Genomic DNA, 26,833 nt, shown 5'->3' with positions numbered 1-26,833 from the left:
CTTATTCTCATCTATCTTCATCCTAATTGCGTATGTACCAAACGCATGGGGATTCCATTGGTCTAAAGATATTGAAACTTTCTTGATGACTCCATATAGCTATTCTATGGGCATCTTGGCCTTCTTCGTTGCTGGGACAACGGCTAAGGGTTTGACAGATTCAATGAACCGTGACCTCCCAGCAACCAACCAAATCAACTACATTTCAACAATGTTGGCTTCTATGGTTGGCTTCTTGCTCATGGCTGCTGAACCTGCTAAAGAAGGTGGATTCTTAACAGCCTTCATGGGGACTAAAGGGTTGTTAACAGCCTTTATTGCTGCATTCATTACTGTTAATGTTTACAAAGTCTGTGTGAAAAACAATGTGACCATCCGCATGCCGGACGAGGTTCCACCAAATATTTCACAAGTATTTAAAGACTTGATTCCATTTACATTATCAGTTGTACTCTTGTATGCACTTGAATTAGTTGTTAAAGCAGGCCTTCATGTAACGGTTGCTGAATCAATCGGTACTCTTCTTGCTCCACTCTTCTCAGCTGCAGACGGATACCTTGGTATTACCTTCATCTTTGGTGCTTATGCCTTCTTCTGGTTTATAGGTATCCATGGTCCTTCAATCGTAGAACCAGCTATCGCAGCGATTACTTATGCAAATGCTGAAGTAAACTTGAAGTTGATTCAACAAGGAATGCACGCAGATAAGATCCTTACTTCAGGTACTCAAATGTTTATCGTTACTTTGGGTGGTACTGGTGCGACTCTTGTCGTTCCATTCATGTTCATGTGGTTAACGAAATCAAAACGTAACCGTGCCATTGGACGTGCTTCTGTTGTTCCTACATTCTTTGGTGTTAACGAACCAATCTTGTTCGGTGCTCCAATTGTATTGAACCCTATCTTCTTCATTCCATTTATCTTTGCTCCAATTGCAAACGTATGGATCTTCAAATTCTTTGTTGATACCTTGGGAATGAACTCATTTACTTCTAACCTACCATGGACAACTCCTGGACCTCTGGGTATTGTTCTTGGTACGAACTTCCAAGTACTTTCATTCATCCTTGCTGCATTACTTATCGTAGTGGACGTAGTTATTTACTACCCATTCCTTAAAGTTTACGATGAACAAATTCTTGAAGAAGAACGTTCAGGTAAATCAAACGATAGCTTGAAAGAAAAAGTTGCTGCAAACTTTAACACTGCAAAAGCAGATGCTATTCTTGAAAAAGCTGGTGTTGAAGGTGAACCAGTTCAAAACAATATCACAAAAGAAACAAACGTATTGGTTCTTTGTGCCGGTGGTGGAACTAGTGGACTTCTTGCCAACGCTTTGAATAAAGCTGCTGCAGAATACAATGTTCCTGTGAAGGCTGCTGCTGGTGGTTACGGTGCTCACCGTGAAATGTTGCCAGAATTTGACCTTGTTATTCTTGCTCCTCAAGTAGCTTCAAACTATGAAGATATGAAGGCTGAAACAGATAAACTTGGAATCAAATTGGCTAAGACTGAAGGAGCTCAATACATCAAGTTGACTCGTGATGGTAAAGGCGCTCTTGCATTCGTTCAAGAACAATTTCAATAATAAATACATTTACTGTTGATTAAAGTGAGATGGAGAAGGATTGCTCACTGACTCCTCTCCATCTTGCTTTGTTTTTATTTTATGATTGAGAAGGGGAAACTTATGTCAAAAACATTACCTAAAGATTTTATTTTCGGTGGCGCAACAGCGGCATATCAGGCTGAAGGTGCAACTCATACAGATGGTAAAGGACCAGTTGCATGGGACAAATACTTAGCAGACAACTATTGGTATACTGCTGAACCAGCGAGTGATTTCTACCATAAATATCCAGTAGACTTACAGTTGGCAGAAGAATATGGCGTAAACGGAATTCGTATTTCTATTGCTTGGTCACGTATTTTCCCAACTGGCTATGGTGAAGTCAATCCTAAAGGGGTAGAATTCTATCATAAGTTATTTGCAGAATGTCATAAACGTCATGTAGAACCATTCGTAACTCTTCACCACTTTGATACTCCTGAAGCTCTTCACTCAAATGGAGACTTCTTGAATCGTGAAAATATCGAACACTTTGTAGATTATGCTGCTTTCTGTTTTGAAGAATTCCCAGAAGTCAACTACTGGACAACCTTCAATGAAATTGGCCCAATCGGTGATGGTCAATACTTGGTTGGTAAATTCCCACCAGGTATTCAATATGACCTTGCCAAAGTCTTCCAATCACACCACAATATGATGGTTTCTCATGCACGTGCTGTGAAATTGTATAAAGACAAAGGGTATGAAGGTGAAATTGGAGTTGTGCACGCTCTTCCAACTAAGTATCCGTTGGATCCAGAAAATCCAGCAGACGTTCGGGCGGCTGAATTGGAAGATATCATCCATAACAAGTTTATTCTAGATGCAACCTACCTTGGACACTATTCAGATGCAACCATAGAAGGTGTAAACCACATTCTTTCAGTTAATGGTGGTAGCTTGGATCTTCGTGACGAAGACTTTGCAGCGCTTGAAGCAGCTAAAGATTTGAACGACTTCCTTGGAATTAACTACTACATGAGTGATTGGATGGAAGCATTTGATGGTGAAACTGAAATCATCCACAACGGTAAAGGGGAAAAAGGAAGCTCTAAGTACCAAATTAAAGGTGTTGGTCGTCGTGTAGCTCCTGATTATGTACCTCGCACTGACTGGGACTGGATCATCTACCCTCAAGGCTTGTATGACCAAATCATGCGCGTTAAGAAAGATTATCCAAACTACAAGAAGATCTACATCACAGAAAACGGACTTGGATACAAAGATGAATTTGTGGACAACACTGTTTACGATGATGGCCGTATTGATTATGTGAAACAACACTTGGAAGTATTGTCTGATGCGATTGCCGATGGTGCAAACGTAAAAGGATACTTCATCTGGTCATTGATGGACGTCTTCTCATGGTCTAATGGTTATGAAAAACGTTACGGACTCTTCTACGTTGATTTTGATACACAAGAACGCTATCCTAAGAAATCTGCACATTGGTACAAGAAATTAGCTGAAACTCAAGTAATTGAATAAGTATCAACTGGAACTGTTTTAGTTCCAGTTTTTTTATTTTCACTTGATGAAGGTCTCTTAAACCCATCTCTTCTTTCAGCCCCTAATTTATGGTATAATAGATCGATACTGTAATAAGGAAAATAGAATGAATATACAACAATTACGATATGTAGTGGCGATTGCCAATAGTGGTACTTTTCGTGAAGCTGCTGAAAAAATGTATGTGAGTCAGCCGAGCTTGTCCATATCCGTCAGAGATCTGGAAAAAGAATTGGGCTTTAAGATTTTTCGTCGGACCAGTTCTGGGACTTTTTTGACCCGTAGGGGAATGGAATTTTATGAAAAAGCGCAGGATGTGGTCAAAGGGTTTGATATTTTTCAAAATCAATATGCCAGTCCTGAAGAAGAGAAGAAAGAATTCTCTATTTCTAGTCAACACTATGACTTCTTGCCACCTTTGATGACGGAATTTTCGATCCGCTATCCGGAAAATAAAAACTTCCGCATCTTTGAGTCAACGACGGTTCAAATTTTGGATGAAGTGGCTCAAGGGCATAGTGAGTTGGGGATTATTTATCTCAACCGTCAAAATACCAAGGGGATTATGCAACGGGTCGATAAATTAGGGCTTGAAGTGGTGGATTTGATTCCTTTTCAGACTCATATTTACCTTCGCAAGGGACACCCTCTGGCTAAGAAGAAAAAACTGGTCATGGAAGATCTAGCTCAGTTGCCAACTGTTCGCTTTACGCAAGAAAAAGATGAGTACCTCTATTATTCAGAGAATTTTGTCGATACCAGTTCGAGCTCCCAAATGTTCAATGTAACCGACCGGGCTACCTTGAATGGGATCTTGGAGCGGACAGATGCTTATGCGACAGGATCAGGCTTTTTAGATAGCCAGTCAGTGAATGGCATTACCGTGATTCCTTTAGAAGACAACTTGGACAATAAAATGGTCTATGTCAAACGAGAAGAGATGGATCTCTCCCCTGTAGCAGAGAAGTTTGTCGAGGTCATGGTAGAGTATTTTGATCAAAAGAGGTAAGAAATGAAGAGAAAAACAATGGTTCCAGTAGCAATCGTGCTATTGGTCCTACTGGATCAGTTGGTCAAATGGTATGTAGTTAAGAACATTCCACTGGGTGTCGTTAAGTCTTTTATTCCCCATGTGGTCAGCCTGACCTATCTTCAAAACACAGGTGCAGCTTTTTCGCTTCTTGAAAATCAGCAATGGTTCTTTACCCTCATCACGCTAGTCGTGATGGTGGGGGCCTTTTACTATCTTTATAAGCACCTCAAGGGGTCGCTTTGGATGGTGACGGGCTTGACATTGGTGATTGCAGGTGGCTTGGGGAATTTTATCGATCGCCTGCGTCAGGGCTTTGTGGTCGATATGTTCCACCTGGATTTTATGAATTTTGCCATTTTTAATGTAGCAGATAGTTATTTGACAGTTGGAGTTTTCTTGCTCCTGATCCTGATGTTGAAAGAGGAAACGCATGGAAATTAAAATCGAAGTAGCCGGTGCGCGACTGGATAAGGCTTTGGCGGATTTGACTCCCTTGTCACGAGCTGTAGCCAATGAGCAGATCAAAGAAGGAAAAGTTCTGGTCAATGGAACTGTGAAAAAAGCTAAGTATACGGTCAAAGAAGGAGACACCATCCAGTATGAAGTCCCAGAAGTGGAAGAGGTCAGCTATGAAGCAGAAGATCTGCCCTTAGACATCGTCTATGAGGACCAGGATGTCGTCGTCGTCAATAAACCCCAAGGCATGGTTGTTCACCCGAGTGCCGGCCACACCAGTGGAACCTTGGTCAATGCCCTTTTATACCATGTCAAAGACCTTTCAGGGATCAATGGAGAATTGCGTCCAGGAATCGTCCACCGGATTGATAAAGACACGTCAGGCCTCTTGATGGTCGCAAAAAATGACCAAGCCCACGTCGCCTTAGCAGAGGAACTAAAAGACAAAAAATCTCTCCGGAAGTATTGGGCCATTGTCCATGGTAATCTTCCTAACGATCGGGGCATGATTGAAGCACCAATTGGTCGCAGTGAAAAGGACCGGAAAAAACAAGCAGTGACGGCGAAAGGAAAACCTGCCGTGACCCGTTTTCAAGTCTTGGAACGCTTTGGAAATTACACGCTGGTAGAGTTGCAACTGGAGACCGGTCGCACCCACCAAATTCGGGTGCACATGGCCTATATTGGCCATCCAGTAGCTGGAGATCCTGCTTATGGTCCTAAGAAGACACTCAAAGGGAAAGGACAGTTTCTTCATGCACGGACACTTGGTTTTACCCACCCTCGCACAGGAGTGACTTTGGAATTTACAGCAGAAGTGCCAGCGATCTTTGAGAAAACGCTGGAAGATCTTCGAAAAGGATAATGAAGATGGCTGAATGGAGATTCAGTCACTTTCATTACATACGAAATAAATAGTATTAGAAAGAAACATAGAGATGAAAGCAAAACGAATCGTCTTTAAAGTAGGGACCTCGTCTTTGACCAATCCCGGTGGGAGTCTCTCCAGACAGAAGGTCAAGGTCATCACCCAGCAGTTGGCTCTCTTACACGAATCGGGCCATGAGTTGATCTTGGTCTCATCAGGGGCGGTTGCTGCTGGGTTTGGTGCCCTTGGTTTTAAGAAACGACCGACTAAGGTGGCAGACAAGCAAGCCTCTGCAGCAGTTGGTCAAGGTTTATTGATGGAAGAATATACCTCTAATCTTCTTTTACGCAACATTGTTTCTGCACAAATTTTATTAACCCAGGATGACTTTGCGGATCAACGTCGCTATAAGAATGCCCACCAGGCCCTTTCTGTCTTACTAAACCGTGGGGCGATTCCGATTATCAATGAAAATGATACGGTCTCTATCGCTGAGCTAAAAGTTGGTGACAATGATACCTTGAGTGCGCAGGTTGCGGCCATGGCCCAGGCGGATCTTTTGGTGCTGTTGACGGATGTGGATGGCCTCTATACAGCCAATCCTTCTCAGGATCCAACAGCCAAGCGTTTGGAGCGGATCGAGCAAATTTCTCGCGAGATGATCGAGATGGCTGGAGGTGCAGGTAGTAGCAATGGAACTGGCGGAATGCTGACCAAACTCAAGGCAGCGACCCTGGCGACAGAGTCTGGGGTTCCTGTCTATATTTGCTCATCTCTCAAGCCTGATGCCTTGATCGAAGCGGCGCAAGAACAAGCAGATGGTAGTAACTTCCTTGCAGAGGACAAGGGGTTAAAAACCCAGAAGCAATGGCTAGCCTTTTATGCAGAAAGTAAAGGAGCTCTTTGGGTGGATGCTGGAGCGGCTGAGGCCTTGTTGCAATACGGAAAGAGCTTATTAATTTCGGGTGTGACCAAGGCAGAAGGGGATTTTTCTTATCAAGACATCGTCAGCGTCTATCATCAAGAGTCAGGACAATTGCTAGGGAAAGGGAAAGTTCGTCTCGGCCAGTCGGCTGTACACGATATGCTCCAATCTAAAAAAGCCAAGGGAATCCTTATCCACCGGGATGATTGGATCTCGGTAACCCCTGAGATTGACTTACTCTTTACAGAATTCTAAAGGAAAATGTATGGAAACAACACAAGAACAATTAGCCTTAGCGAGATCGGCTAAGAAAAGCATCAATACGGCCAGTACAGCTCTTAAAAATCAGGCCTTAGAAGCTATGGCCAGTCAGCTTCTGAAAGCGACGGAAGCCATTTTAGCAGCCAATCAAATCGATATGGAAGCGGCACGCGGGAAGATCTCTGAAGTCATGCTAGATCGCCTATTTCTTGATCAAGAGCGGATTGCAGGGATGGCACAAGGTATCCGTGCTTTAATCGATCTGCCAGATCCGATTGGGGAAGTGCTGGATACTGAAGTTTTGGAAAATGGCCTTGAAATCCAGAAAGTTCGAGTCGCCATGGGCGTCATTGGGATCATTTATGAAAGCCGTCCAAATGTAACGTCAGACGCTGCAGCGCTTGCCATCAAGAGTGGAAATGCAGTGGTTCTTCGTACTGGAAAAGATGCCTTTCATTCTGCCCAAGCGATCGTGACCGCTCTTAAGGCTGGATTGGAAGAAGCCGAACTCAATCCAGACCTTCTCCAATTGATCCAAGATACGAGTCGAGCTTCCAGCCTTGCTATGATGAAGGCCAAGGGCTACCTGGACTTGCTCATTCCACGTGGTGGTGCTGGCTTGATCCAAGCAGTGGTTGAAAATGCCATTGTCCCCGTGATAGAGACAGGAACTGGAATTGTTCATGTTTATGTGGACAAGGAGGCTGACTTCCAGAAAGCCCTAGCGATTATTGAAAATGCCAAGACCAGTCGCCCCTCTGTCTGCAATGCTATGGAGGTCTTGTTGGTCGATCAAGCGATCGCGTCTGATTTCTTGCCTTTGGTCAAAGAGCGCTTAGTGGATGAGCGGGAAAGATCGGTTGAGTTGCGTCTAGATGAGGACGCACAGGCTATCATTTCTGGAACAGCAGCACAGGAGCAGGATTTTGATACCGAATTTTTAGATTATATTTTAGCAGTCAAGGTAGTTGATGGAGTTGAGGAAGCGGTGGACCATATAGAAGCCCACAGCACCCATCATTCGGATGCCATTGTGACTGAAAATCCTGAGACAGCCGCTTATTTTACCAAGCAAGTAGATTCAGCAGCCGTTTATGTCAATGCGTCTACACGCTTTACAGATGGGGGTCAATTTGGCCTAGGTTGTGAAATGGGGATCTCGACCCAAAAACTCCATGCGCGTGGACCAATGGGACTGCGGGAGATGACTAGTTACAAGTATATCGTCAGTGGAAATGGTCAAGTGAGGTAAGTCATGAAAGTAGCATTTATCGGTCTTGGAAATATGGGAGCTAGTCTGGCCAAAGCGGTCGCAAAAGAAGTGGCTAACACAGACCTGCTCTTGGTCAACCGTTCCCCTCAAAAGGTGGAAGAGTTTATCAGCCAGTATGGGGGAACGGCGTCTAATCTTGAACAAGTCTTTCAAGAGGCTGAAGTAATCTTTTTAGGGGTCAAACCCTATCAGATTTGTCCTCTCCTAGGAGAGTATCAAGGCATCTTGGACCAACGCTCTAATCTCTTACTGGTTTCCATGGCTGCAGGCCTGGAATTAGAAAAGATGGCTGACGTGATCCAGAACGACCAGCTAGGGCTAATTCGCATCATGCCCAATACGCCTGTAGCCATTGGTCAAGGGGTCATCAGTCTGGCCCGCTCCCAAGCAGTGACAGACCAGCAAGTAGCCAAAGTCAACCAGCTCTTATCAGGTGCTGGGGCTCTCTATGAAATTGAAGAAAAATTGATGGATCCTGCAACGGCTATCGCAGGCTGTGGGCCAGCCTTTGTCTATCAGATGATTGAAGCCATGGCAGATGCAGGAGTAGGATTAGGACTTACACGAGAGCAAGCCTTGCAGATGGCTGCACAGACCTTCCAAGGAGCTAGTCAAATGGTCCTAGAGACAGGCGAGCACCCAGCCCGCTTGAGAGATGCAGTTTGTAGCCCAGGTGGCTCTACCATCGCAGGAGTCAACCGCTTAGAACAAGTCGGCTTGCGGGGCGACATCATTGCAGGAGTGGAAGCAGCCTATAAACGTACCCAAGAATTGGGACAAGAGGCAACGAAGGAATAGAAAAAGATTGGTTTTTGCCAATCTTTCAAGTTGAAGATATAGTCCTCTTAAAAACTTTCCTTAGGTGAGTACGGACGTCAGCGAACTTCATAGAAGTTCCATGACTAAATTAAGATACAAAGGGCGTCTGCGGATAAAGTCAAAATAGGAAGTTTGACGCAGAATCTTTCGATTCTAGGAGAACTTATCTTTTTGACACAATCCGCAGCCCGTGTTCAATTCATTTTGAGCCCCTTCGCTCTTTAATTTCCGGGCTCAGGCTAAAACAGTTTCCCAAACTGTTTTACTCTCAATAATTCCGAGTGCTAGAAACAAGAGTGTTTCTAGCACTTTTCTCACGGCGGAAAGTTTCAATAGAGGATTGGATAACACTGACTAATATATTTTTATAGGATTTGTATAATAGAACATTTTTCTACGTTCTCCAAGATTGGTTTTTTGGCCAATCTTTTTTACGTTAGAGCGAATCTATTTCTACCAAACCGTTTTCGGTCAGACGATAGATTTTTTGGCAGACTTCTTTGAGGAAAGTCCGGTCGTGGGAGACCGTGACTAGTCCGCCTGGGTAGTCTGCGAATAGGCGTCGAATTTCTGGTTGGGAAGTGGGGGAAAAATTGCGAGTAGGCTCGTCCAAGAGCAGAAACTGGGGACATGTGAGCACTAATTGAAGGAGAATGAGTTTTCCTTGCTGGCCACCAGAAAGTTCAGAGATCGGATGGTGCATTTCAGAATAGGTAAAATTTAGAGAGGCTAAATGCAATTGAATGGTATTGATTTCTTCGCGATCACCTGAATGCTGTAAGAATTGAACTGGTGTCTGAGTCAGAGGGAGGCCTTCAGTGTAATCTTGAGGCATATAGGCAGTGCGGATACTTTCATTCTTCTGTAGACTTTTCCATATTATTTTTAGGAAAGTGGATTTCCCCACACCGTTGGAACCGATAATCCCTATTTTATCCTGTCCTAGAAGAGTAAGGGAGAGGTTCTTGACCAGGACCCGGTCACCAATGGCGAGTTCTTCCTGATCTAATAGAAGGACTCGTTTTTGAGGAGACAAGGGAGTGAGGGGAGGAAAATGCAGATTGATGACTTCCTCATCATAGGGTTGGGGAGTCATGGATTGGAATTCTCGCTCGTAGCGCTTTTCTTGTGAGAGGAGGGACTTCATTTTCTTTGCCAGGAGACGTCCAGCAGTGCTATCCTTAGTGTTTCGTAAGGATGTTTCAACTTGCTGACGGACGCGGCGATGCTTCTCCATTGTTTTTCGGTAGGTTCGTTGATCGTTGGCAGCTTGCTGGGACTGCTGCTTGAATTGTTGCTCCCTTTGGCTACTGTAGTCCTGATAGCCTAGGTGCTCTACAATGGTTTCAGCCTCCTTGCGGTGTTTGATCTGTCTTAGATGGATGATCGTATCCGCCGTCTGAGTCAAAAAATCCTCATGATGGGAAATAAATAAAATGGTTTGGGGGCTAGTTTGGATCATCTGCTGGAGCCAGTCCAGGGTTTCTAAATCCAGATCGTTTGAAGGTTCATCTAAAAATAGTAATTCATGAGGACGACAAAGTTCGTGAAGCAGTTGGACTTTGAGGGCTTCTCCTCCAGATAGACTTCCAATAATTTGGTCGCTTGAAAAGCGGTCGCTATCAAACTGCAATTGATCAGCCAGTCTGTAGAGGGTGGCATAGTCTAGTTCGTCTTCTCCAAAAAAATATTCTTCCAAGGTTTTTCCCTTCAAGGCTTCCGGTAACGCTTGGGGAATATAGGCATAGGAGTGAAAGGAAGTGGTGATTTTGCCTTCTATTGTCAGATAATCTGGTATGGATTTTGGGGACATGAGGACATGAAGCAAAGAAGACTTTCCATTTCCTTCTTCGCCAATAATGGCAACTTTTTCCCCTTCATGAATGGTTAGGGATAAATCGCGAACCAGATCGCGTAAATCTTTTGTGTGGCGGATGGTGAGGTGGGATAGTTTTAGCATAAGATTCCTTTCTACTGGGACAAAAAAACAGCTCTACCTATTTAGTAGAGCTGTATTCAAGTGGACCCAAACAGAAAAAGACCTTATTAAGCCAACAAAACGTTGGAGAATAGGCGAGAGGGCACACAAAAAGAGATAGAACAAGCAGTCCACTAAATAAAGTATCTTATTTAACGAAACTTAGTTGTTCATATCTCCTTACCTCCGAATGTGATCAGCTTTATTCTATTCTTTTCATTCCTTCTTGTCAAGGAAATCCTTGCTTCATCCACCCTTTTCTTCTCGGACTTAGGGGGATTTTATGGTATAATTAGAGGTATGCATACAAAACCAACGTCCGCTTATGTTCACATCCCATTTTGTACCCAGATTTGTTTTTATTGTGATTTTTCGAAGGTCTTTATTAAGAACCAACCGGTCGATGCTTATCTAGATCATTTGATCCAAGAATTTCGTCGGGAGGAAATCACAAATTTACGAACTCTCTATATTGGGGGTGGGACACCGACAGCCTTAACTGCGGATCAGCTAGAGTATCTGCTCAAGGAGCTGACCAAGTCGCTTGATCTCTCTCAGATGGAGGAGTTGACCATCGAGGCCAATCCTGGTGATTTGGATCCGGATAAGATTGCTGTCTTAAAGGATTCGCCGGTCAATCGGGTTTCTTTGGGCGTACAGACCTTTGATAATCGCTTGCTCAAAAAGATTGGTCGGAGCCATCAGGAGCAGGATATCTATGACAATATCGATCGTCTGAAGTTGGCTGGTTTTGACAATATTTCGATCGACCTCATCTATGCGCTTCCGACGCAAACCATGGAGCAGGTCCAGGAAAATGTCGCTAAGGCTCTTGCCCTCGATATTCCCCATATGAGCCTCTATAGCTTGATTCTGGAGAATCACACCGTCTTTATGAATCGCATGAGACGGGGCAAGCTTCCTCTACCAAAGGAGGAGTTAGAAGTGGAGATGTTCGAGTACATCATTCAGGAGTTGGAGCGTGCGGGCTTTGAGCATTACGAAATTTCCAATTTCTCCAAGCCTGGTTTTGAAAGTCGCCACAACCTCATGTATTGGGATAATGCGGAGTATTATGGCTTGGGAGCTGGTGCATCCGGCTATGTCAATGGTGTTCGCTATAAGAATCATGGGCCTATCCGTCACTATATGCAGGCGGTCGAAGAGGGAAATGCGCGTGTCCAAGAAGAACATCTGAGTCAGACAGAAATGATGGAAGAAGAGATGTTTCTAGGACTCCGTAAGAAAACAGGCGTTTCCAAGAAGCGTTTCGAAGAAAAGTTTGGTGTGAATTTTGACCAACAATATGGATCAGTGGTTGAGGAATTGACCCAGCAGGGACTCTTGGTACCTGACAAGGACATTGTACGAATGACCAAGAAAGGTCTCTTTTTAGGAGACACTGTAGCAGAGAAGTTTATTTTGGAGTAGAAGATGGCAAAAACATTTGAATACAGCATGAAAATTCCTTTTGATATGAGCGATGTCAATGGATTTATAAAAATTCCGCAATTGATCTTGCTGTCTTTGCAGGTATCAGGCATGCAATCGATTGAGCTGGGCATGAGTGATATGTACATTCTAGAGAATTACAATCTAGTCTGGATTATCACGGATTACAATATGAAGATCGATCGTCTCCCAGTTTTTGATGAGAAGATCACTATCGAAACCTATGCCATGAGTCACAATCGCCTATTCTGCTACCGGGCCTTTAATATCAAAGATGAGGAAGGCAATACCATTATTGAGATGGTCGCAACCTTTGTCTTGATGGATCGTGATACGCGCAAGGTCCATCCTGTTATGTCTGAGATTGCGGATGCCTTTGACTCAGAGTTTTCAAAAACCATGCTCCGTGGTCCCCGTTTTAAGGAGTTAGAAGGGGGCGTGGAACAAGAATACCGAGTTCGTTTTTACGACTTGGATATGAACGGACATGTCAATAATAGCAAGTACTTGGACTGGGTCTTTGAGGTGATGGGAGCAGATTTCTTGACCCATCATGTCCCTAAAAAAGTTCATCTAAAATATGTCAAAGAAGTGCTGGCAGGAGGTGTCATTACCTCTCAATATGAACAAGAGGGCTTGAAGACTCAGCACCAAATTTCCTCAGATGGTCAGATCAATGCCCAAGCTGAAATTGAGTGGGAAGAAGTAGAAGAAAAGGGTTGGAATTATGGAAAGTAGAAGATTAAAAAATAAAAAACAGGAACTTGAAAGCTATCAAAAACGGGTTGTGGCCTATGCCAAGCGTCAAAAGAACCCTTTGTACATGTTGGGAGATTGGCTCTTGACTCTTTGTGCTTTGGGCATCATCCTGGTAGAGGAAATTTATAAATTTTTCCGCTATCGCTTGAATTTAGAGAGTTTTAATCGCTTTTTAAGAGAAGATATACGCTGGTATCGGGTCTGGATCCATTTCACCTTGGCCTTTCTTTTACCGGTCATGATCTTCTCGATTGGGATTACTAGCCAATCAGGATCCTTCTGGTCCAATTTCTATCACCGCTTGTCTCAAGGCGTGCTCTTTAGCACGACAGTCAGCCTCGCTGCGACCTTGGTGACGGATTTTGTGGAGAATTTGCAACCAGAAACTAAGTCTGACGGGAAAAATCGGAGCACTAAACGCACGGTTTATCAAATCAGTGTGGATCAGGCAACCGTGATAGGCTTGTTATTGACCATTGTGATCCTCATGGTAGCATCCTTCTTGTTCACCCAATCGGGAAGTCAAGGGATTAATTTTACAGGTTTGGTGTTACAATTTGTCCTCTATGCTGGAGCATTGCTCTTATATGGTTCTGGTGGACGAGTCGATGCAGAGAAGTTTCATGAAGAAGCTGACACAGAAAGGGAAGAATAAATGCACTATAAGGGCTATTTGATTGATTTGGATGGCACTATTTACAAAGGAAAATCACGAATTCCTGCAGGAGAAGCTTTTGTTCATGAACTGCAGGCGCGTGAGATTCCCTATCTCTTTGTGACCAACAATACAACCCGCACACCAGAGACTGTTCGGGATATGCTGGCCACTCATTTCAATATTGAAACCCCAGTTTCGACTATCTATACAGCTACCCTTGCGACCATTGACTACATGAATGACCAAAATTTGGGCAAAAAGGTCTATGTGATCGGAGAAGCGGGGCTCAAAGATGCTATTGAAGAAGCTGGCTATATCATGGATGAAGAAGCACCTGATTATGTGGTGATTGGACTGGATTGGCAAGTGGATTATGAGAAGTTTGCTCTTGCGACCTTGGCGATTCAAAAAGGAGCGCACTTTATTGGGACCAATCCGGACCTGAACATTCCAACAGAGCGTGGCTTGATGCCAGGAGCAGGATCCCTGATTGCCCTTGTCGAAGCAGCGACACGGGTCGAGCCAGTGATCATTGGGAAACCAAAGGCCATCATCATGGATAAGGCTATTGAACATCTGGGGTTTGAAAGAGAAGAAGTCGTTATGGTAGGGGATAATTATCTAACAGATATTCGTGCTGGTATTGACAATGGGATTCCAACCCTTTTGGTGACGACAGGTTTTACCAAACCAGAAGAAGTGCCGACCTTACCAATTGCACCGACACATGTTGTTTCCAGTTTAGCGGAGTGGGATTTTGATGCTTAGAAGTTTGAAATCAATCAACCAATTTTTCTTTATCTTGTCAGCTACGATTCTTCTCACCATTGCTCTCGCTTGGGCCCTCTATCCCGTGGAGATTCATTGGTTGGGGATTCAAAGTCGAACTGGTTTTTCGGCTTCAGTCATCATGAAGAATTTTAATGTCTTGATGAACTATTTGACCAATCCTTTTCAATGGGTGTTGAAGATGCCTCAATTCCCCTCTTCAAAAAATGGTTTGCACCATTTTGAGGCTGTCAAGTACCTGTTTCATTTAGTGACAGTTGTTTTCGTGGTCACTCTCCCTGGTTTTATCCAGTTTATGCGGACAGTTGTCAAAAAAGGCTACCTGGCCTTATACCGTAGTCTCTTCTTTTGGATGATGGTTTTACCAGTGGTGATTGCAGTGGTGGCTGTTATGATTGGCTTTGATCAATTCTTTACGCTCTTTCATCAGGTCTTATTTGCTGGGGACAATACTTGGCTCTTTGATCCGCGCGTGGATTCGATTATTCTTGCATTACCAGAAGACTACTTTATGCATGCCTTTTTGATTTTCTTTGTCTTATACGAAGGAATGTGTGCGAGTTTTTATCTATTTTCTAGGAGGAAGAAATGAACCAATACAACCGATTATTAGACCCTAAAAAAGATATAGGAAGGTATTCCGGGACACTTGCCATTTATCTCTTGGTAATGACCTTGGTAACCGTCCTGTGGGAAGTCCTCCTTGGATTGACCATAGCAGGCTCTCTCAGAAAAGATCCAAGTCAAGTAACAGAGAAACTCAATGCCCTGAATGTTTGGGCTGGTATTCCCTACCTCATCTCTATTTCCATTGGACTCTTTCTCTTTAATGCCTATCGCAAGAAGGCCCTTTATAAATATGATCTCAAGCACAAGGGACGTAAGATGACTCTTTCAGTCTTCTTTATTCTTCTCGCCTTTCTTGGCTTTTCTCAAGTTTTTTCATCTGTGATGACACAAATGATTGAGCGCATGTTTGAGACCATTGGCCTTCATTCTCCAACACCCGATCTAGGTGATACGATTGAGCGATCATGGACTATGCTCTTGTATGCTGGATTTTTTGGTCCTATCACAGAGGAATTCTTCTTCCGTGGAGCCGGCTTGCGAGGCTTGGAACGGTATGGCAAGATCTTCGCCATTGTCATGACGGCTATCTTGTTTGGACTCTTTCATGCCAATTTTGACCAGCTCTTTTTCGCGAGTATCATTGGTCTAGGTTTCGGCTACATTGCCTTTGAATACAATATCTGGTGGGCTATTTTCTATCACATTTTCAATAACTTTGTGATTTCCCAAGGCTTGCATTATGTGGCCTATCATGTGGACGAGGGACTAGCGAATTGGCTCCAAATTGGTGTTTTAGCTATTGGTTCCATTGTCATGATAGTGGTTCTTGCGACTAAATGGCCTGCTATCAAGGCTTATATTCAAGCCAATAAACCTCAACCGGGAGTTTTCCAGCGTTCCCTCGCGTCCTTCTGGTTCTGGTTCTTCGTGTTATTTACTATCCTGATGTCTATTGTTCCTTATGTGATTCCGATCTTCCAGATGGCTAATCTCAAAGGATAAAGTTTATCGATTGCTAGTAAAGGGGGATCCTTTTAGACCCCTCTTTTTTGCTATGAAAAAGGGCAAGTGAAGATGAAGGATTGAGGATGAGGGTCTGATATACTATTTAATAATTATTTTTTACTTGGTGAAGGTGGATAACAATAATACAAACATACTAGAGAGAGGCTAACCCCTCCCTTTTTTGCTATAATAGAGAGTATGAATAACTTGATTAAATCCAAGCTCGAGCTCTTGCCGACGAGTCCGGGCTGTTACATTCACAAAGACAAGAACGGTACCATCATCTATGTGGGGAAGGCCAAGAATCTTCGCAATCGGGTGCGTTCCTATTTCAGAGGGAGCCACGATACCAAGACAGAAGCGCTGGTATCTGAGATTGTGGATTTTGAATTTATCGTCACCGAGTCCAATATTGAGGCCTTGCTTCTTGAGATCAACCTCATCAAGGAGAACAAGCCCAAATACAATATCATGCTCAAGGACGACAAGTCTTATCCCTTCATCAAGATTACCAATGAGCGCTATCCGCGCCTCATCATCACGCGCCAGGTCAAAAAGGATGGTGGGCTCTATTTCGGTCCTTATCCAGACGTAGGAGCGGCCAATGAGATCAAGCGGCTTTTGGATCGGATTTTCCCATTCCGCAAGTGTACCAATCCACCTTCCAAGGTCTGCTTTTACTACCATTTAGGGCAATGTATGGCCCACACAGTCTGCCACAAGGACGAGGCTTATTTTAAGGGCATGGCCCAGGAGGTTTCTGATTTCCTCAAGGGGCAGGATGACAAGATTATCGATGAGCTCAAGCTCAAGATGACTACCGCTGCGCAAAACATGGAATTTGAGCGGGCAGCCGAGTATCGGGATCTGATCCAGGCTATTGGGACCCTGCGGACCAAACAGCGGGTCATGGCCAAGGATTTGCAGAACCGGGATGTCTTTGGCTACTACGTGGACAAGGGCTGGATGTGTGTGCAGGTCTTCTTTGTCCGTCAGGGCAAGCTGATCGAGCGCGACGTCAATCTCTTCCCTTACTATAATGATCCGGACGAGGATTTCTTGACCTATGTGGGGCAGTTTTACCAGGAGAAATCTCACCTGATCCCCAATGAAATCTTGATCCCTCAAGACATCGATGAGGAAGCGGTCAAGGCCCTAGTAGATACCAAGGTCCTTAAGCCCCAGCGTGGGGAGAAGAAGCAGTTGGTCAATCTGGCCATTAAGAATGCACGTGTCAGTCTGGAGCAGAAGTTCAATCTCCTTGAAAAATCGATGGAAAAGACCCAAGGTGCCATTGAAAATCTTGGAAAACTCCTGCAAATTCCAACTCCTGTGCGCATTGAGTCCTTTGACAACTCCAACATCATGGGGACCAGTCCAGTTTCAGCCATGGTGGTCTTTGTCAATGGGAAGCCAAGCAAAAAGGACTACCGCAAGTACAAGATCAAGACCGTCGTCGGACCAGATGACTATGCCAGCATGCGGGAGGTCATTCGCAGACGCTACAGCCGTGTCATGCGGGATGGCCTGACGCCACCTGATCTGATCGTTATCGATGGGGGTCAGGGCCAGGTTAATATCGCTAAACAGGTGATCCAAGAAGAGTTGGGGCTGGATATTCCCATTGCAGGCCTACAAAAGAATGACAAGCACCAGACCCATGAATTGCTCTTTGGCGATCCTCTCCAAATCATTGAACTTTCGCGCACCTCACAGGAATTTTTCCTCCTCCAACGGATCCAAGATGAAGTCCACCGTTTCGCCATCACATTTCACCGCCAGCTAAGGTCTAAGAATTCCTTCTCCTCCCAGCTGGACGGCATCGAAGGCTTGGGACCAAAACGCAAGCAGTTGCTGATGAAACACTTCAAATCACTGACCAAGATCAAAGAAGCTACTGTAGATGAGATCGTCACGGTCGGTATCCCACGACCAGTCGCGGAGGCAGTGCAAGCCAAGCTCCATCAAGGAAAGCAAGAAGAAGCAAGTCCCTTGGTGGAAGTGGCGGAGGATTCTGAACCATACCAATCATAAGGAGTTTATAATGAACAATAGAATCGCTATTTTATCTGATATTCACGGAGATACAAGAGCCCTTAAGGCAGTGATTGCGGATGCGCGTGCTCTAGGCGCGACGGAATTCTGGCTTTTAGGGGACATTTTACTTCCGGGTCCTGGAAGAGATGACCTTTTTGAATTGCTGGATGCGATACCTATTACAGCGGCTGTTCGTGGAAATTGGGACGATTGTGTCTTAGAGGCTTTAGATGGCGAGTACGGGTTAGAGGATCCGCAGGAGATCCAACTTCTTCGCCTTACTCAGTACCTCATGGAAGGACTTGATACCAAGCGGATCGATTGGCTTCGCTCCCTTCCATTGATAGAGAAGAAGGAGGTCAATGGCATTCGCTTTTCACTGACACACAACTTGCCAGAAAAGAATTATGGTGGAGACTTGCGTCCAGCAAATGCGACGGAGAACTTTGACCAATTGCTGGATGATCAGACGGATATGGCGATCTACGGTCATGTCCACAAACAGTTGCTTCGCTATGGCAGTCAGGGCCAACAGATCCTTAATCCAGGAACTATTGGTATGCCTTATTTTGACTGGGAACCAATTCAAAACCACAGAGCACAGTATGCTCTGATCGATGTCGAAGAAGATGGGGTGACCAACCTGCAATTTCGTAAGGTGGCCTATGACTATGAAGCAGAGCTCCAAGATGCTAAGGACAAGGGCCTTCCCTTTATTGAGATGTACGAAGAATTGAGACGCGAGGATAACTATCGGGGCCATAACATCGAGCTTCTAACGAGCTTAATTGAGAAATACGGTTATGCCAAAGAAGTAGCTGCCTATTTCAATCTTTCCAATGAATCATAGGTGGATCTCTTGTGTATTCAACCTATAACAAAGAAGCGGATCTTCAAAATGTCCGCTTCTTTTTTCACAATCTTAGGCTGTAAAACCCTGCAAGCTCTTTCATTTTGTGTTAAAATAGAGGTAACAGAAATAGAAAAGGAAGTTGACTATGAAATTCCTAGAACTCAACAAAAAACGTCATGCGATCAAGCATTTCACTGACCAACCGGTCGATCCAAAGGATGTACGGACTGCCATTGAGATCGCAACCTTGGCCCCTAGTGCCCACAATAGCCAGCCTTGGAAATTTGTGGTCGTTCGTCAAAAAAATGCGGAATTGGCAAAATTAGCCTATGGTGCAAACTACGATCAAGTCATGGAAGCACCTGTGACCATCGCCCTCTTTACAGATACTGATTTGCAAAAACGGGCTCGCAAGATTGCACGTGTCGGTGGGGTGAAAAACTTCACAGACGAGCAGTTGCAATACTTTATGCAAAATCTTCCTGCTGAATTTGCACGCTATGATGCCCAACAAACAAGTGATTACTTGGCTTTGAATGCCGGTCTTGTGGCCATGAACTTGGTACTTGCTTTGACGGACCAAGGCATTGGAACCAATATTATCTTGGGATTTGATAAATCAAAAATCAATGAAGTATTGGACATCGAAGAGCGTTTCCGTCCGGAAGTCTTGATTACGGTTGGCTATGCGGCTGAAAAAGTAGAGCCAAGCTATCGCTTACCAGTGGACGAAATCATTGACAAACGCTAAGCCAATTAGCAAATAGAAGATCGAGGAGGAATTCATGACAACAGTTGACTTTAAAGCAGAAGTAGAAAAACGTCGCGATGAGATGATGGCTGACCTATACAGCCTCTTGGAAATCAATTCTGAACGCGATGACAGCAAGGCAGATGCAGAGCATCCTTTTGGACCTGGTCCTGTAAAAGCTCTTGAAAAATTCTTGGAAATTGCCAAACGTGATGGCTATGAAACCAAGAATGTCGACAATTATGCCGGTCACTTTACCTTTGGTGAAGGAGAAGAAGAGCTTGGGATCTTTGCCCATATGGACGTCGTGCCTGCAGGTAGTGGCTGGAAGACAGATCCATACAAACCAGAAATTATCGATGGTAAGCTCTATGCGCGTGGTTCGTCTGATGATAAAGGGCCTACAATGGCCTGCTACTATGGGTTGAAGATCATTAAAGACCTAGGACTCCCTGTTTCTAAGCGCGTGCGCTTTGTTGTCGGTACAGATGAAGAATCAGGCTGGGGCGACATGGATTACTATTTCAAACATGTCGGACTACCTGAGCCAGATTTTGGCTTCTCACCAGATGCGGAATTCCCAATCATCAATGGAGAAAAAGGAAACATCACTGAGTACCTTCATTTTGGAAATGACAACACAGGAAGTGCCCATCTTCATAGCTTTACAGGTGGCCTTCGTGAAAATATGGTACCAGAGTCAGCGACTGCAGTCGTTTCTGGACAACTACCAGATCTTGCTGGCCTCTTAGATGCCTTTGCCAAGGAACACCAACTCAAGTATGAAATCTCAACTGTTGATGAAGAAACCTATACCGTTACGATTGTTGGGAAATCTGCTCATGGATCAACTCCTGAAGATGGAATTAATGGTGCGACCTACTTGGCTCTCTTGTTGAACCAATTTGATTTTGGTGGTGCTGCTAAGGCTTACCTTCATGTGACAGCCTCACTTCTTCACGAAGATTTTGCTGGTGAAAAATTAGGTATTGCCCATACAGATGCCAAAATGGGACCATTGAGCATGAATGCAGGTGTCTTCCATTTTGATGACAGCCAAGCAGACAACACTATTGCCCTCAATATCCGTTACCCTCAAGGTACAGATCCTGAAACCATCAAATCCACCCTTGAAAAGATCGAAGGAGTGGCTACAGTAAGCTTGTCAGCCCATGGTCACACACCTCACTATGTTCCGATGGATGATGAATTGGTATCCACCCTCTTGCGTGTTTACGAAAAACAAACTGGCCTCAAAGGACATGAACAAGTGATCGGTGGAGGTACCTTTGGTCGCCTCTTGAAACGTGGGGTTGCCTTTGGTGCTATGTTCCCAGACTATGTCAATACCATGCACCAAGCTAATGAGTTCGCAGATGTTGAAGATCTCTATCGTGCAGCAGCTATTTACGCAGAAGCCATCTATGAACTAATCAAATAATCCACTACTCGGCCAGTTTTTCTGGCTGAGTTTTTCCATAGAAGGAGGACTTATGTCAAGGATTGAAAGCATTAAACAAGCCATTATGGCAGATCCTCAAAATAAAGCATATACAGATAAAGGAATCGAGCCACTCTTTGCAGCTCCAAAGACAGCTCGTATCAATATCATCGGACAGGCACCTGGATTGAAAACGCAAGAAGCAGGCATTTACTGGAAGGATAAGAGTGGTGACCGCCTGCGCGAATGGTTAGGAGTTGACGAAGACACCTTTTACCATTCTGGTTTGTTTGCGGTCATTCCTATGGATTTTTATTTCCCAGGGCATGGAAAATCTGGTGACCTTCCACCTCGCAAAGGCTTTGCGGAAAAGTGGCACCCTCAACTCCTCAAGGAGTGTCCGGATATTGAATTGACCCTCTTAATTGGACAATATGCCCAAGCATACTACCTTCATGAAAAGGTTAGTGGCAAAGTAACCGAACGCGTTCACCATTTTAAAGACTATTTGCCAACCTATTTTCCACTTGTTCACCCTTCCCCTCGCAATCAAATCTGGATGGCTAAAAATCCTTGGTTTGAGGCAGAGGTGGTGCCGGAATTGCAAACCTTAGTACAAGAGATCATTCAAAAATAAAGGAGAGCGACGATGGATCCTTATCAACAAGTTAAAGAAAAATTAGATGAGTTGGGAATTTCATTTGATGTGGTGGAACACCCACCTGCATTCACGACTGAGCAGGCGGATTCTTATATTGAAGGCTTAGAAGGTGTCCGGACCAAGACTATGTTTTTGACCAACAAAAAGAAAACTCAATACTATTTGCTCATCATGGATGACCAGAAACCATTGGATATGGATGATTTCAAAGAGCAAGTGGAAGCCAACCGGATCCGCATGGCTTCAGCAGATTCTTTAGCTGAAAAAATGCAATTACCGCCAGGAACGGTTTCTCCATTTGGTTTATTGAACAATGAAGAAAAAGATATTCGAGTCTATTTCGATAAAGACATTGTGTCAGAGGAGATCATGACCTTCCATCCCAATACCAACGAAAAAACGATCTTTATTAAAACCCAAGACTTGTTCCGATTTTTAGAGTCTATTGGCTTTAACTATGAAATACTATCCCTTACATAACATATCTTACAGGAGAAATCATGAAAGAAATTCCATTTTCAAGCTTTTACCAAGTTTATCAAAAAGGAAACATACACGTTCTTGATGTACGCGAGCAGGAAGAGTATGATGCCCTTCACTTAGATGGGGTTCGTCTTCTTCCCTTATCTGAGTTAGCAGATCGCTACCAGGAATTAGAGAAGGATCAGTCCTATTATGTCATCTGCAAGTCTGGTCGACGCTCAGCACGCGCTTGCCAATTTTTGGAAGAGCAAGGCTATGATGTGACCAACGTCCAAGGTGGCATGGATGCATTTGAATCCTAAGAAACGGGAGTAGTAAAGAACTCCGTAAAATAAAAAAAGTTGAAAAGGTTCCCCAAACCTTTTCAATCTTCCCACCTCCACAACCTTCAACAGTCTGGGAGACTGTTGAAGGTTGTGGATAAAGGAAACTTTGTTTCCCTCATTAGGTCATCTTTGGAGCTTAAAAGGCGAACAAAGATGCCAATCAACCACTGCGTCTTGCACTTATTCCTATCAAACATCAAAGGCTGGACAGTTTTTGCCCAGCCTCTTTTTCTTTACTAATTTCTAAAAATGAGTAGAATTTGTATGTTTTTCAAAAGATATTACAGGGATTTTCCAGTCTTTCATTGAAAATGGTTCAGAAATTTTGTATAATACCCTAGTATAAACAATAGTTAAGGAGATTCATTATGTCAAAACAAGATTGGCTGGATTATTTCGAAGCCGTAAATGGTCGTTCTGCTAGTGCAGAAGAAATTGCTCAAGCACTGGCTGCAGGAGAATTTCAAGAAGAAGTAGTGGTTCCAGAAACTCCACAAGCCCCAGAATTTGTCGCAGCACCAACTGCCCCTGTGGAAGAACCAGTAGCAGCTCCAGTTCAAGAGCCTGTCCCTCAAGCAGCTCCAACGAATGGGCCTGCTTTCCAACAAGCTCCACAACAAGCCTACCAACAACCTACTCAAGCAGCTTATCAACAAGCTCCTTACCAAGGTCAACCAGGACAAGCCTATCCTGCCCAACCAAGTCAATTTGGTGTAGCCGTTGGTGGTTACTGGAATTGGTTCCTTTCAGCTTTGAAACGTCCAACAGCTGTAGAAAATCCAAAAGCTCTTAACGGAATTTTACAGTATGTCTTAACTGCCTTTGTCTTGACCTTGGGGACATTCTTCACAGCTAGTGGATTTACAGGTGGTTATGGAATGGATTTCCGTGCCTTTATGTTGACATTGATTTCCCTATTCTTTAGCCTTTACGCCTTTCAAGTAGCTGGATTCTTTGTTCGTCGTGTGGTTCTTCAAGATAAGGAATACAGTTACGGTCGTTCATTTGAAGAGTTTGGACGTTTGTCTGTTTACACATTGCCACTTGCCCTCCTTGCTTTCTTAGTAGGTCTTGTAAAAGTTTATGAATTTTATGGCTTTGTAAACTTCCTTATTTTCTTCTTGTTCTTTGTTGGAACATGCTATGTCGTTCATCAAGGATTGAACAAGACAAGCTTTAAAGCAGATAAATTCTTGCTTCTAGTAGCATCATCTGTTGTCTTGCTTCTCATTGCCATCTTTGTCATTTATGTGAATGCTCGTATTTTAGAACAAGTAGCCGTAGGATTTATTCCTAGTGCTCCAAATTTCTCTAACTTTGGATTCTAACAATATCACAAAACGGAAGGTGGGGGAACCCACTTTCCCTATTTTATAATGAGGGAGAAGAGATCCATGCAAAAGAAATGGGTTGAATTATTTGAAAAAGTGATCGGTCGCAAACCGTCACCAGAAGAGTTTATGGCTGGGAAAGCTTGTGGATTTGATTTGAAACAAATTCAGTCTATCGCAGGAAATACCCCAGCAGAGGAAGTCGCTCCTGTTGAGGAACCGGTGCTTGAACCAGTTGAAGAAGTGAAGAATGTCGATCCACTTCTAGCAACTCGTCAGGCTTGGTTGCAACATTTTGAAGAAACCTATGGCCGCAAGCCAAGTGCAGAAGAATTTACCGCGGCAAAAAGTCAAAACTTTGAGTTTTTTGTAGGACCTGTGCCTGAAGCAGAATTTGCGAACCCAGATTCAACAGAAGTAACACAGGAATATGTGCCTCAACAGCCGACTCAAGAGTATACGGCTCCACTTGCTGCTGAGCAAACGCAGGTCTTTGCTGGTCCAAATGTTACAGAAGCAGGTCCAGCTCAGAAAAAACAAAAGGCCCCAAAAACGAAGAGTGGTAAGAAACTTTCCAAGAAGAAAATTGGGATTATTTCTGCTATCGCAGTCCTTGTGATCGCTTTGGTGGCAGCCTTCTTTTACTTCCAGTCTACAACACGTGTCGAAGTGACTGCAGATAAATTTATTAAGGCAGTGGACACCAAAGATTATCGCGAAGCAGCAGATCTGCTTTCAACTGATAACGATAAATGGACGAAGGATGAAGCCGAAAGCTTTATTACCAGCATGGAAGATCAAGGGGTCGATATCGGTACAGAGTTGAACAAGATCATTGATAATGGTGGAGAAGGCAGCTATACGGATAAATCTGGAAACAAGATTTTTGGTTTGGAGAAAGCGGACAAGAAATTTGGAATCTTCCAAGAATACCGTGTGGCCAGCTATCCAGTGCAAGTCAAGGTCAAGACCAATTTGGACCAAGCCAAACTCAAAGTGGCTGCCAATAAAACAGTGACCTTGAAGAAAGATGCAGTGACAGACCTTGGTTCTTTCCATTACAATACAAAAGAAATGGAATTGACTGCTAAAACTGAAGTAGGAAATGTTACTTCTAAGATCCATCTCAATCCTAAAAAAGCAACTAAGAACAACTTAGAATTGCAGTTGAATTCTGAAAAACGCAATTTAGAAGTTGGGTTCCCAGATGAGGTTGAAAACCCAACGGATGTGAAGGTTGTGGTCAACGGCAAAGAAGTCGGAACGAGCACGACCTTTGAAGTAGATAGTATTCCTTATCAAGAAATTGAAGTACATGCCGTCTTCAATATGAATGGTGAAACCTATACAACTGAGAAGGCTAAGGTGACGATTGAAGAGGGTGAGAACGATCCGATCGAACTCAAACTAGCCAAAGATACCTTAAAACGTATCAAGAGTGCGCAAGATGCTAAGAAAGCACAAGCAGCCAAAGAAGAACAAAATCGGACCTTGGCGGAAGAATTCTTGAAAGAGTACCGCGACGCTGTCTTTAGCTCCGTTTCAAATCGAAACAACACCTACTCTAAATACTATGACACACAAAGTCAAGCCTACAAGGACATGGTTGAATTCACAACTGGTGATGGTGTTCGAAAGGCAAAAATTGACTACTATACTCCAGGAGCTTTGGACATTCAAAGTGTCACGGAAGAAAATGGTGTGGTGACGATTAAGACTTATGAAGACTTTACCGTGCATTATACAGATAGTCATCCAGATTCACAAAACCGTAAGTACAAGACCTACACCTTGAAAAAAGTAGGTGCAAGTTATGTGATTACGGATATTGTCGTAACAAAAGAATCATAGGAGATTCCTCATGAAAGCAAGATTTTCCAAATTAACTTTGGTGACAGTTGCCTTGTTAACCTTGACAGCTTGCTCCCAATCTCAATCTACTAGTTCTAAATCTTCTGCAAAAGAAGAAAGCAAACAAACGCAAACCAAGTCTTCCAAAGAAACATCTTCTGCAAAGGATACGTCAAAAGAAACTGGCAAAGAAGAGTCGTCAAAAGCTGGTAAGTCAGATGTGAAAGTGGACTCTGGTGTCAGCTATAATGGTTCTTACTATAGTGTCAAAGGGAAATATGGTGAGGTCATGATCGCCAATAAACATTATCCCTTGTCGCCTGACTTTAACCCAGGGGAAGATCCTGAAGCTGTTTCAGCCCTTCATGAATTGATTGCAGCTATGCAGGCAGAAGGTTATCCGATCAGTGACCAATATAGTGGTTTTCGTAGCTACGACACCCAAGTTGGCCTCTATCAAAACTATGTCAATCAAGATGGTCAGGAAGCAGCAGATCGTTATTCCGCAAGACCGGGTTATAGTGAACACCAAACTGGTTTGACCTTTGATTTGATCGATACCAGTGGTAATCTGGTGACAGAACCTGGACCAAGTAAGTGGTTGCTTAAGAACGCCGCTAAATATGGCTTTGTGGTTCGTTACCAAGAAGGAAAAGAAAAAGTGACAGGCTACATGCCAGAAAGCTGGCATCTCCGCTATATCGGAAAAGAAGCACAAGATATCGCAGATTCAGGCTTGAGTCTGGAAGAATACTATGGCTTCACCGGTGGCGATTACGTTGATAAATAAGAAAAGGTTGGGGATTTTAACCCCAACCTCAGATTGAAGACAAAGTCATATAAAAAACTTTCCTTAGGTGAGTACGGACGTCAGCGAACTTCTTCGAAGTTCCATGACTAATTATTGAGCCTAAGGTCTCAATAATTCCGAGTGCCTGAATCGTTATTGTTTCAGGCACTTTACTCACAGCGGAAAGTTTTGGTATTTTCTTGATTCATCTAAAAAATGGAACTCAATTTTATTTCTTATCAGAATCGCTTAATTTATTTTACTTTAAAATAGTTTGTCTACATTTTAAGGTTGGGATAGATATCCCAACCTTTTTATTATGTGACTTTCAGTCCGTCTCGCTCC

Annotated in this window: 25 protein-coding genes; 24 read left to right on the top strand and 1 reads right to left on the bottom strand. The window is 43.7% G+C overall.

The annotated features are described in order from the left end of the window. From HMPREF2832_RS07620 to proC, 8 genes are all read left to right on the top strand, one after another. On the top strand, positions 1 to 1,588 hold a 1,588-nt coding region (locus tag HMPREF2832_RS07620; protein ID WP_070506209.1), incomplete at its 5' end, for a lactose-specific PTS transporter subunit EIIC. A gap of 102 nt (positions 1,589 to 1,690) precedes the next feature. Continuing rightward, complete coding sequence (lacG, locus tag HMPREF2832_RS07615) at positions 1,691 to 3,097, top strand: 6-phospho-beta-galactosidase (protein ID WP_083306332.1); 1,407 nt, start codon at positions 1,691 to 1,693, stop codon at positions 3,095 to 3,097. Between the two features lie 127 nt (positions 3,098 to 3,224). Continuing rightward, entirely contained in the window at positions 3,225 to 4,127 is a 903-nt protein-coding gene (locus HMPREF2832_RS07610; RefSeq protein ID WP_003001728.1) for a LysR family transcriptional regulator, read from the top strand. Positions 4,128 to 4,130: 3 nt separating this feature from the next. Further along, entirely contained in the window at positions 4,131 to 4,592 is a 462-nt protein-coding gene (lspA, locus tag HMPREF2832_RS07605; RefSeq protein ID WP_003001852.1) for a signal peptidase II, read from the top strand. Beyond that, positions 4,582 to 5,472, top strand: a complete 891-nt coding sequence (locus tag HMPREF2832_RS07600; protein WP_049507171.1) for an RluA family pseudouridine synthase — start codon at positions 4,582 to 4,584, stop codon at positions 5,470 to 5,472. Before lspA ends, HMPREF2832_RS07600 begins: the two co-directional genes overlap by 11 nt. A gap of 73 nt (positions 5,473 to 5,545) precedes the next feature. Next, a complete protein-coding gene (proB, locus tag HMPREF2832_RS07595) occupies positions 5,546 to 6,655 on the top strand; it encodes a glutamate 5-kinase (protein WP_070506208.1) in 1,110 nt (369 codons plus the stop codon). A gap of 10 nt (positions 6,656 to 6,665) precedes the next feature. Continuing rightward, on the top strand, positions 6,666 to 7,913 hold the full coding sequence (locus HMPREF2832_RS07590) for a glutamate-5-semialdehyde dehydrogenase (protein WP_070506207.1): 1,248 nt from the start codon (positions 6,666 to 6,668) through the stop codon (positions 7,911 to 7,913). 3 nt (positions 7,914 to 7,916) lie between these two features. Further along, positions 7,917 to 8,732 (top strand): pyrroline-5-carboxylate reductase, encoded by an 816-nt coding sequence (gene proC, locus HMPREF2832_RS07585; RefSeq protein WP_070506206.1) that lies wholly within the window; start codon positions 7,917 to 7,919, stop codon positions 8,730 to 8,732. A 457-nt stretch (positions 8,733 to 9,189) separates the two neighbouring features. Here proC and HMPREF2832_RS07580 read toward each other — a convergent pair whose 3' ends face one another. Beyond that, positions 9,190 to 10,713, bottom strand: coding sequence for an ATP-binding cassette domain-containing protein (locus HMPREF2832_RS07580; RefSeq protein WP_070506205.1), 1,524 nt, complete (start codon positions 10,711 to 10,713; stop codon positions 9,190 to 9,192). 318 nt (positions 10,714 to 11,031) lie between these two features. Between HMPREF2832_RS07580 and hemW the strand changes: the two genes are divergently transcribed. From hemW to ldcB, 16 genes are all read left to right on the top strand, one after another. Then, positions 11,032 to 12,162, top strand: a complete 1,131-nt coding sequence (gene hemW, locus HMPREF2832_RS07575; protein ID WP_070506203.1) for a radical SAM family heme chaperone HemW — start codon at positions 11,032 to 11,034, stop codon at positions 12,160 to 12,162. A 3-nt stretch (positions 12,163 to 12,165) separates the two neighbouring features. Then, positions 12,166 to 12,921 (top strand): acyl-ACP thioesterase domain-containing protein, encoded by a 756-nt coding sequence (locus HMPREF2832_RS07570; RefSeq protein ID WP_070506202.1) that lies wholly within the window; start codon positions 12,166 to 12,168, stop codon positions 12,919 to 12,921. Next, the gene (locus HMPREF2832_RS07565; RefSeq protein WP_021153378.1) at positions 12,911 to 13,597 is read left to right on the top strand and encodes a hypothetical protein; all 687 of its coding nucleotides are present in this window, start codon (positions 12,911 to 12,913) and stop codon (positions 13,595 to 13,597) included. The genes HMPREF2832_RS07570 and HMPREF2832_RS07565 overlap by 11 nt, the downstream gene beginning before the upstream one ends. Then, positions 13,598 to 14,368, top strand: coding sequence for a TIGR01457 family HAD-type hydrolase (locus tag HMPREF2832_RS07560; RefSeq protein ID WP_070506200.1), 771 nt, complete (start codon positions 13,598 to 13,600; stop codon positions 14,366 to 14,368). Further along, positions 14,361 to 14,981 (top strand): TIGR01906 family membrane protein, encoded by a 621-nt coding sequence (locus tag HMPREF2832_RS07555; protein ID WP_070506197.1) that lies wholly within the window; start codon positions 14,361 to 14,363, stop codon positions 14,979 to 14,981. Before HMPREF2832_RS07560 ends, HMPREF2832_RS07555 begins: the two co-directional genes overlap by 8 nt. Then, a complete protein-coding gene (locus tag HMPREF2832_RS07550; protein ID WP_070506193.1) occupies positions 14,978 to 15,961 on the top strand; it encodes a CPBP family intramembrane glutamic endopeptidase in 984 nt (327 codons plus the stop codon). Before HMPREF2832_RS07555 ends, HMPREF2832_RS07550 begins: the two co-directional genes overlap by 4 nt. 201 nt (positions 15,962 to 16,162) lie before the next feature. Continuing rightward, positions 16,163 to 17,998: an excinuclease ABC subunit UvrC gene (gene uvrC / locus HMPREF2832_RS07545; RefSeq protein ID WP_049498260.1), complete on the top strand. Its 1,836-nt coding sequence runs from the start codon at positions 16,163 to 16,165 to the stop codon at positions 17,996 to 17,998. Between the two features lie 10 nt (positions 17,999 to 18,008). After that, complete coding sequence (locus HMPREF2832_RS07540; protein ID WP_049498262.1) at positions 18,009 to 18,851, top strand: metallophosphoesterase family protein; 843 nt, start codon at positions 18,009 to 18,011, stop codon at positions 18,849 to 18,851. Between the two features lie 148 nt (positions 18,852 to 18,999). After that, positions 19,000 to 19,605: a nitroreductase family protein gene (locus HMPREF2832_RS07535; RefSeq protein ID WP_003001591.1), complete on the top strand. Its 606-nt coding sequence runs from the start codon at positions 19,000 to 19,002 to the stop codon at positions 19,603 to 19,605. A 34-nt stretch (positions 19,606 to 19,639) separates the two neighbouring features. After that, positions 19,640 to 21,046, top strand: a complete 1,407-nt coding sequence (gene pepV, locus HMPREF2832_RS07530) for a dipeptidase PepV (protein WP_049498263.1) — start codon at positions 19,640 to 19,642, stop codon at positions 21,044 to 21,046. 52 nt (positions 21,047 to 21,098) lie between these two features. Next, complete coding sequence (locus tag HMPREF2832_RS07525; protein ID WP_049498265.1) at positions 21,099 to 21,683, top strand: uracil-DNA glycosylase family protein; 585 nt, start codon at positions 21,099 to 21,101, stop codon at positions 21,681 to 21,683. Positions 21,684 to 21,695: 12 nt separating this feature from the next. Next, positions 21,696 to 22,187 (top strand): prolyl-tRNA synthetase associated domain-containing protein, encoded by a 492-nt coding sequence (locus HMPREF2832_RS07520; protein ID WP_049498267.1) that lies wholly within the window; start codon positions 21,696 to 21,698, stop codon positions 22,185 to 22,187. Between the two features lie 20 nt (positions 22,188 to 22,207). After that, entirely contained in the window at positions 22,208 to 22,492 is a 285-nt protein-coding gene (locus HMPREF2832_RS07515) for a rhodanese-like domain-containing protein (protein ID WP_049498268.1), read from the top strand. A 392-nt stretch (positions 22,493 to 22,884) separates the two neighbouring features. Continuing rightward, a complete protein-coding gene (locus tag HMPREF2832_RS07510; protein ID WP_049498269.1) occupies positions 22,885 to 23,844 on the top strand; it encodes a DUF6574 domain-containing protein in 960 nt (319 codons plus the stop codon). A 66-nt stretch (positions 23,845 to 23,910) separates the two neighbouring features. After that, positions 23,911 to 25,698, top strand: coding sequence for a TcaA second domain-containing protein (locus tag HMPREF2832_RS07505; RefSeq protein WP_186823071.1), 1,788 nt, complete (start codon positions 23,911 to 23,913; stop codon positions 25,696 to 25,698). Between the two features lie 10 nt (positions 25,699 to 25,708). Beyond that, a complete protein-coding gene (gene ldcB / locus HMPREF2832_RS07500) occupies positions 25,709 to 26,488 on the top strand; it encodes an LD-carboxypeptidase LdcB/DacB (protein WP_003007645.1) in 780 nt (259 codons plus the stop codon). The last annotated feature ends 345 nt before the right edge of the window (positions 26,489 to 26,833 follow it).

This window comes from Streptococcus sp. HMSC073D05, from assembly GCF_001812015.1.
GTDB classification, from domain to species: Bacteria; Bacillota; Bacilli; order Lactobacillales; family Streptococcaceae; genus Streptococcus; species Streptococcus parasanguinis_D.
Note: the sequence above shows the minus strand (reverse complement) of the source record. Positions and strands in the feature narration are given on the sequence as shown.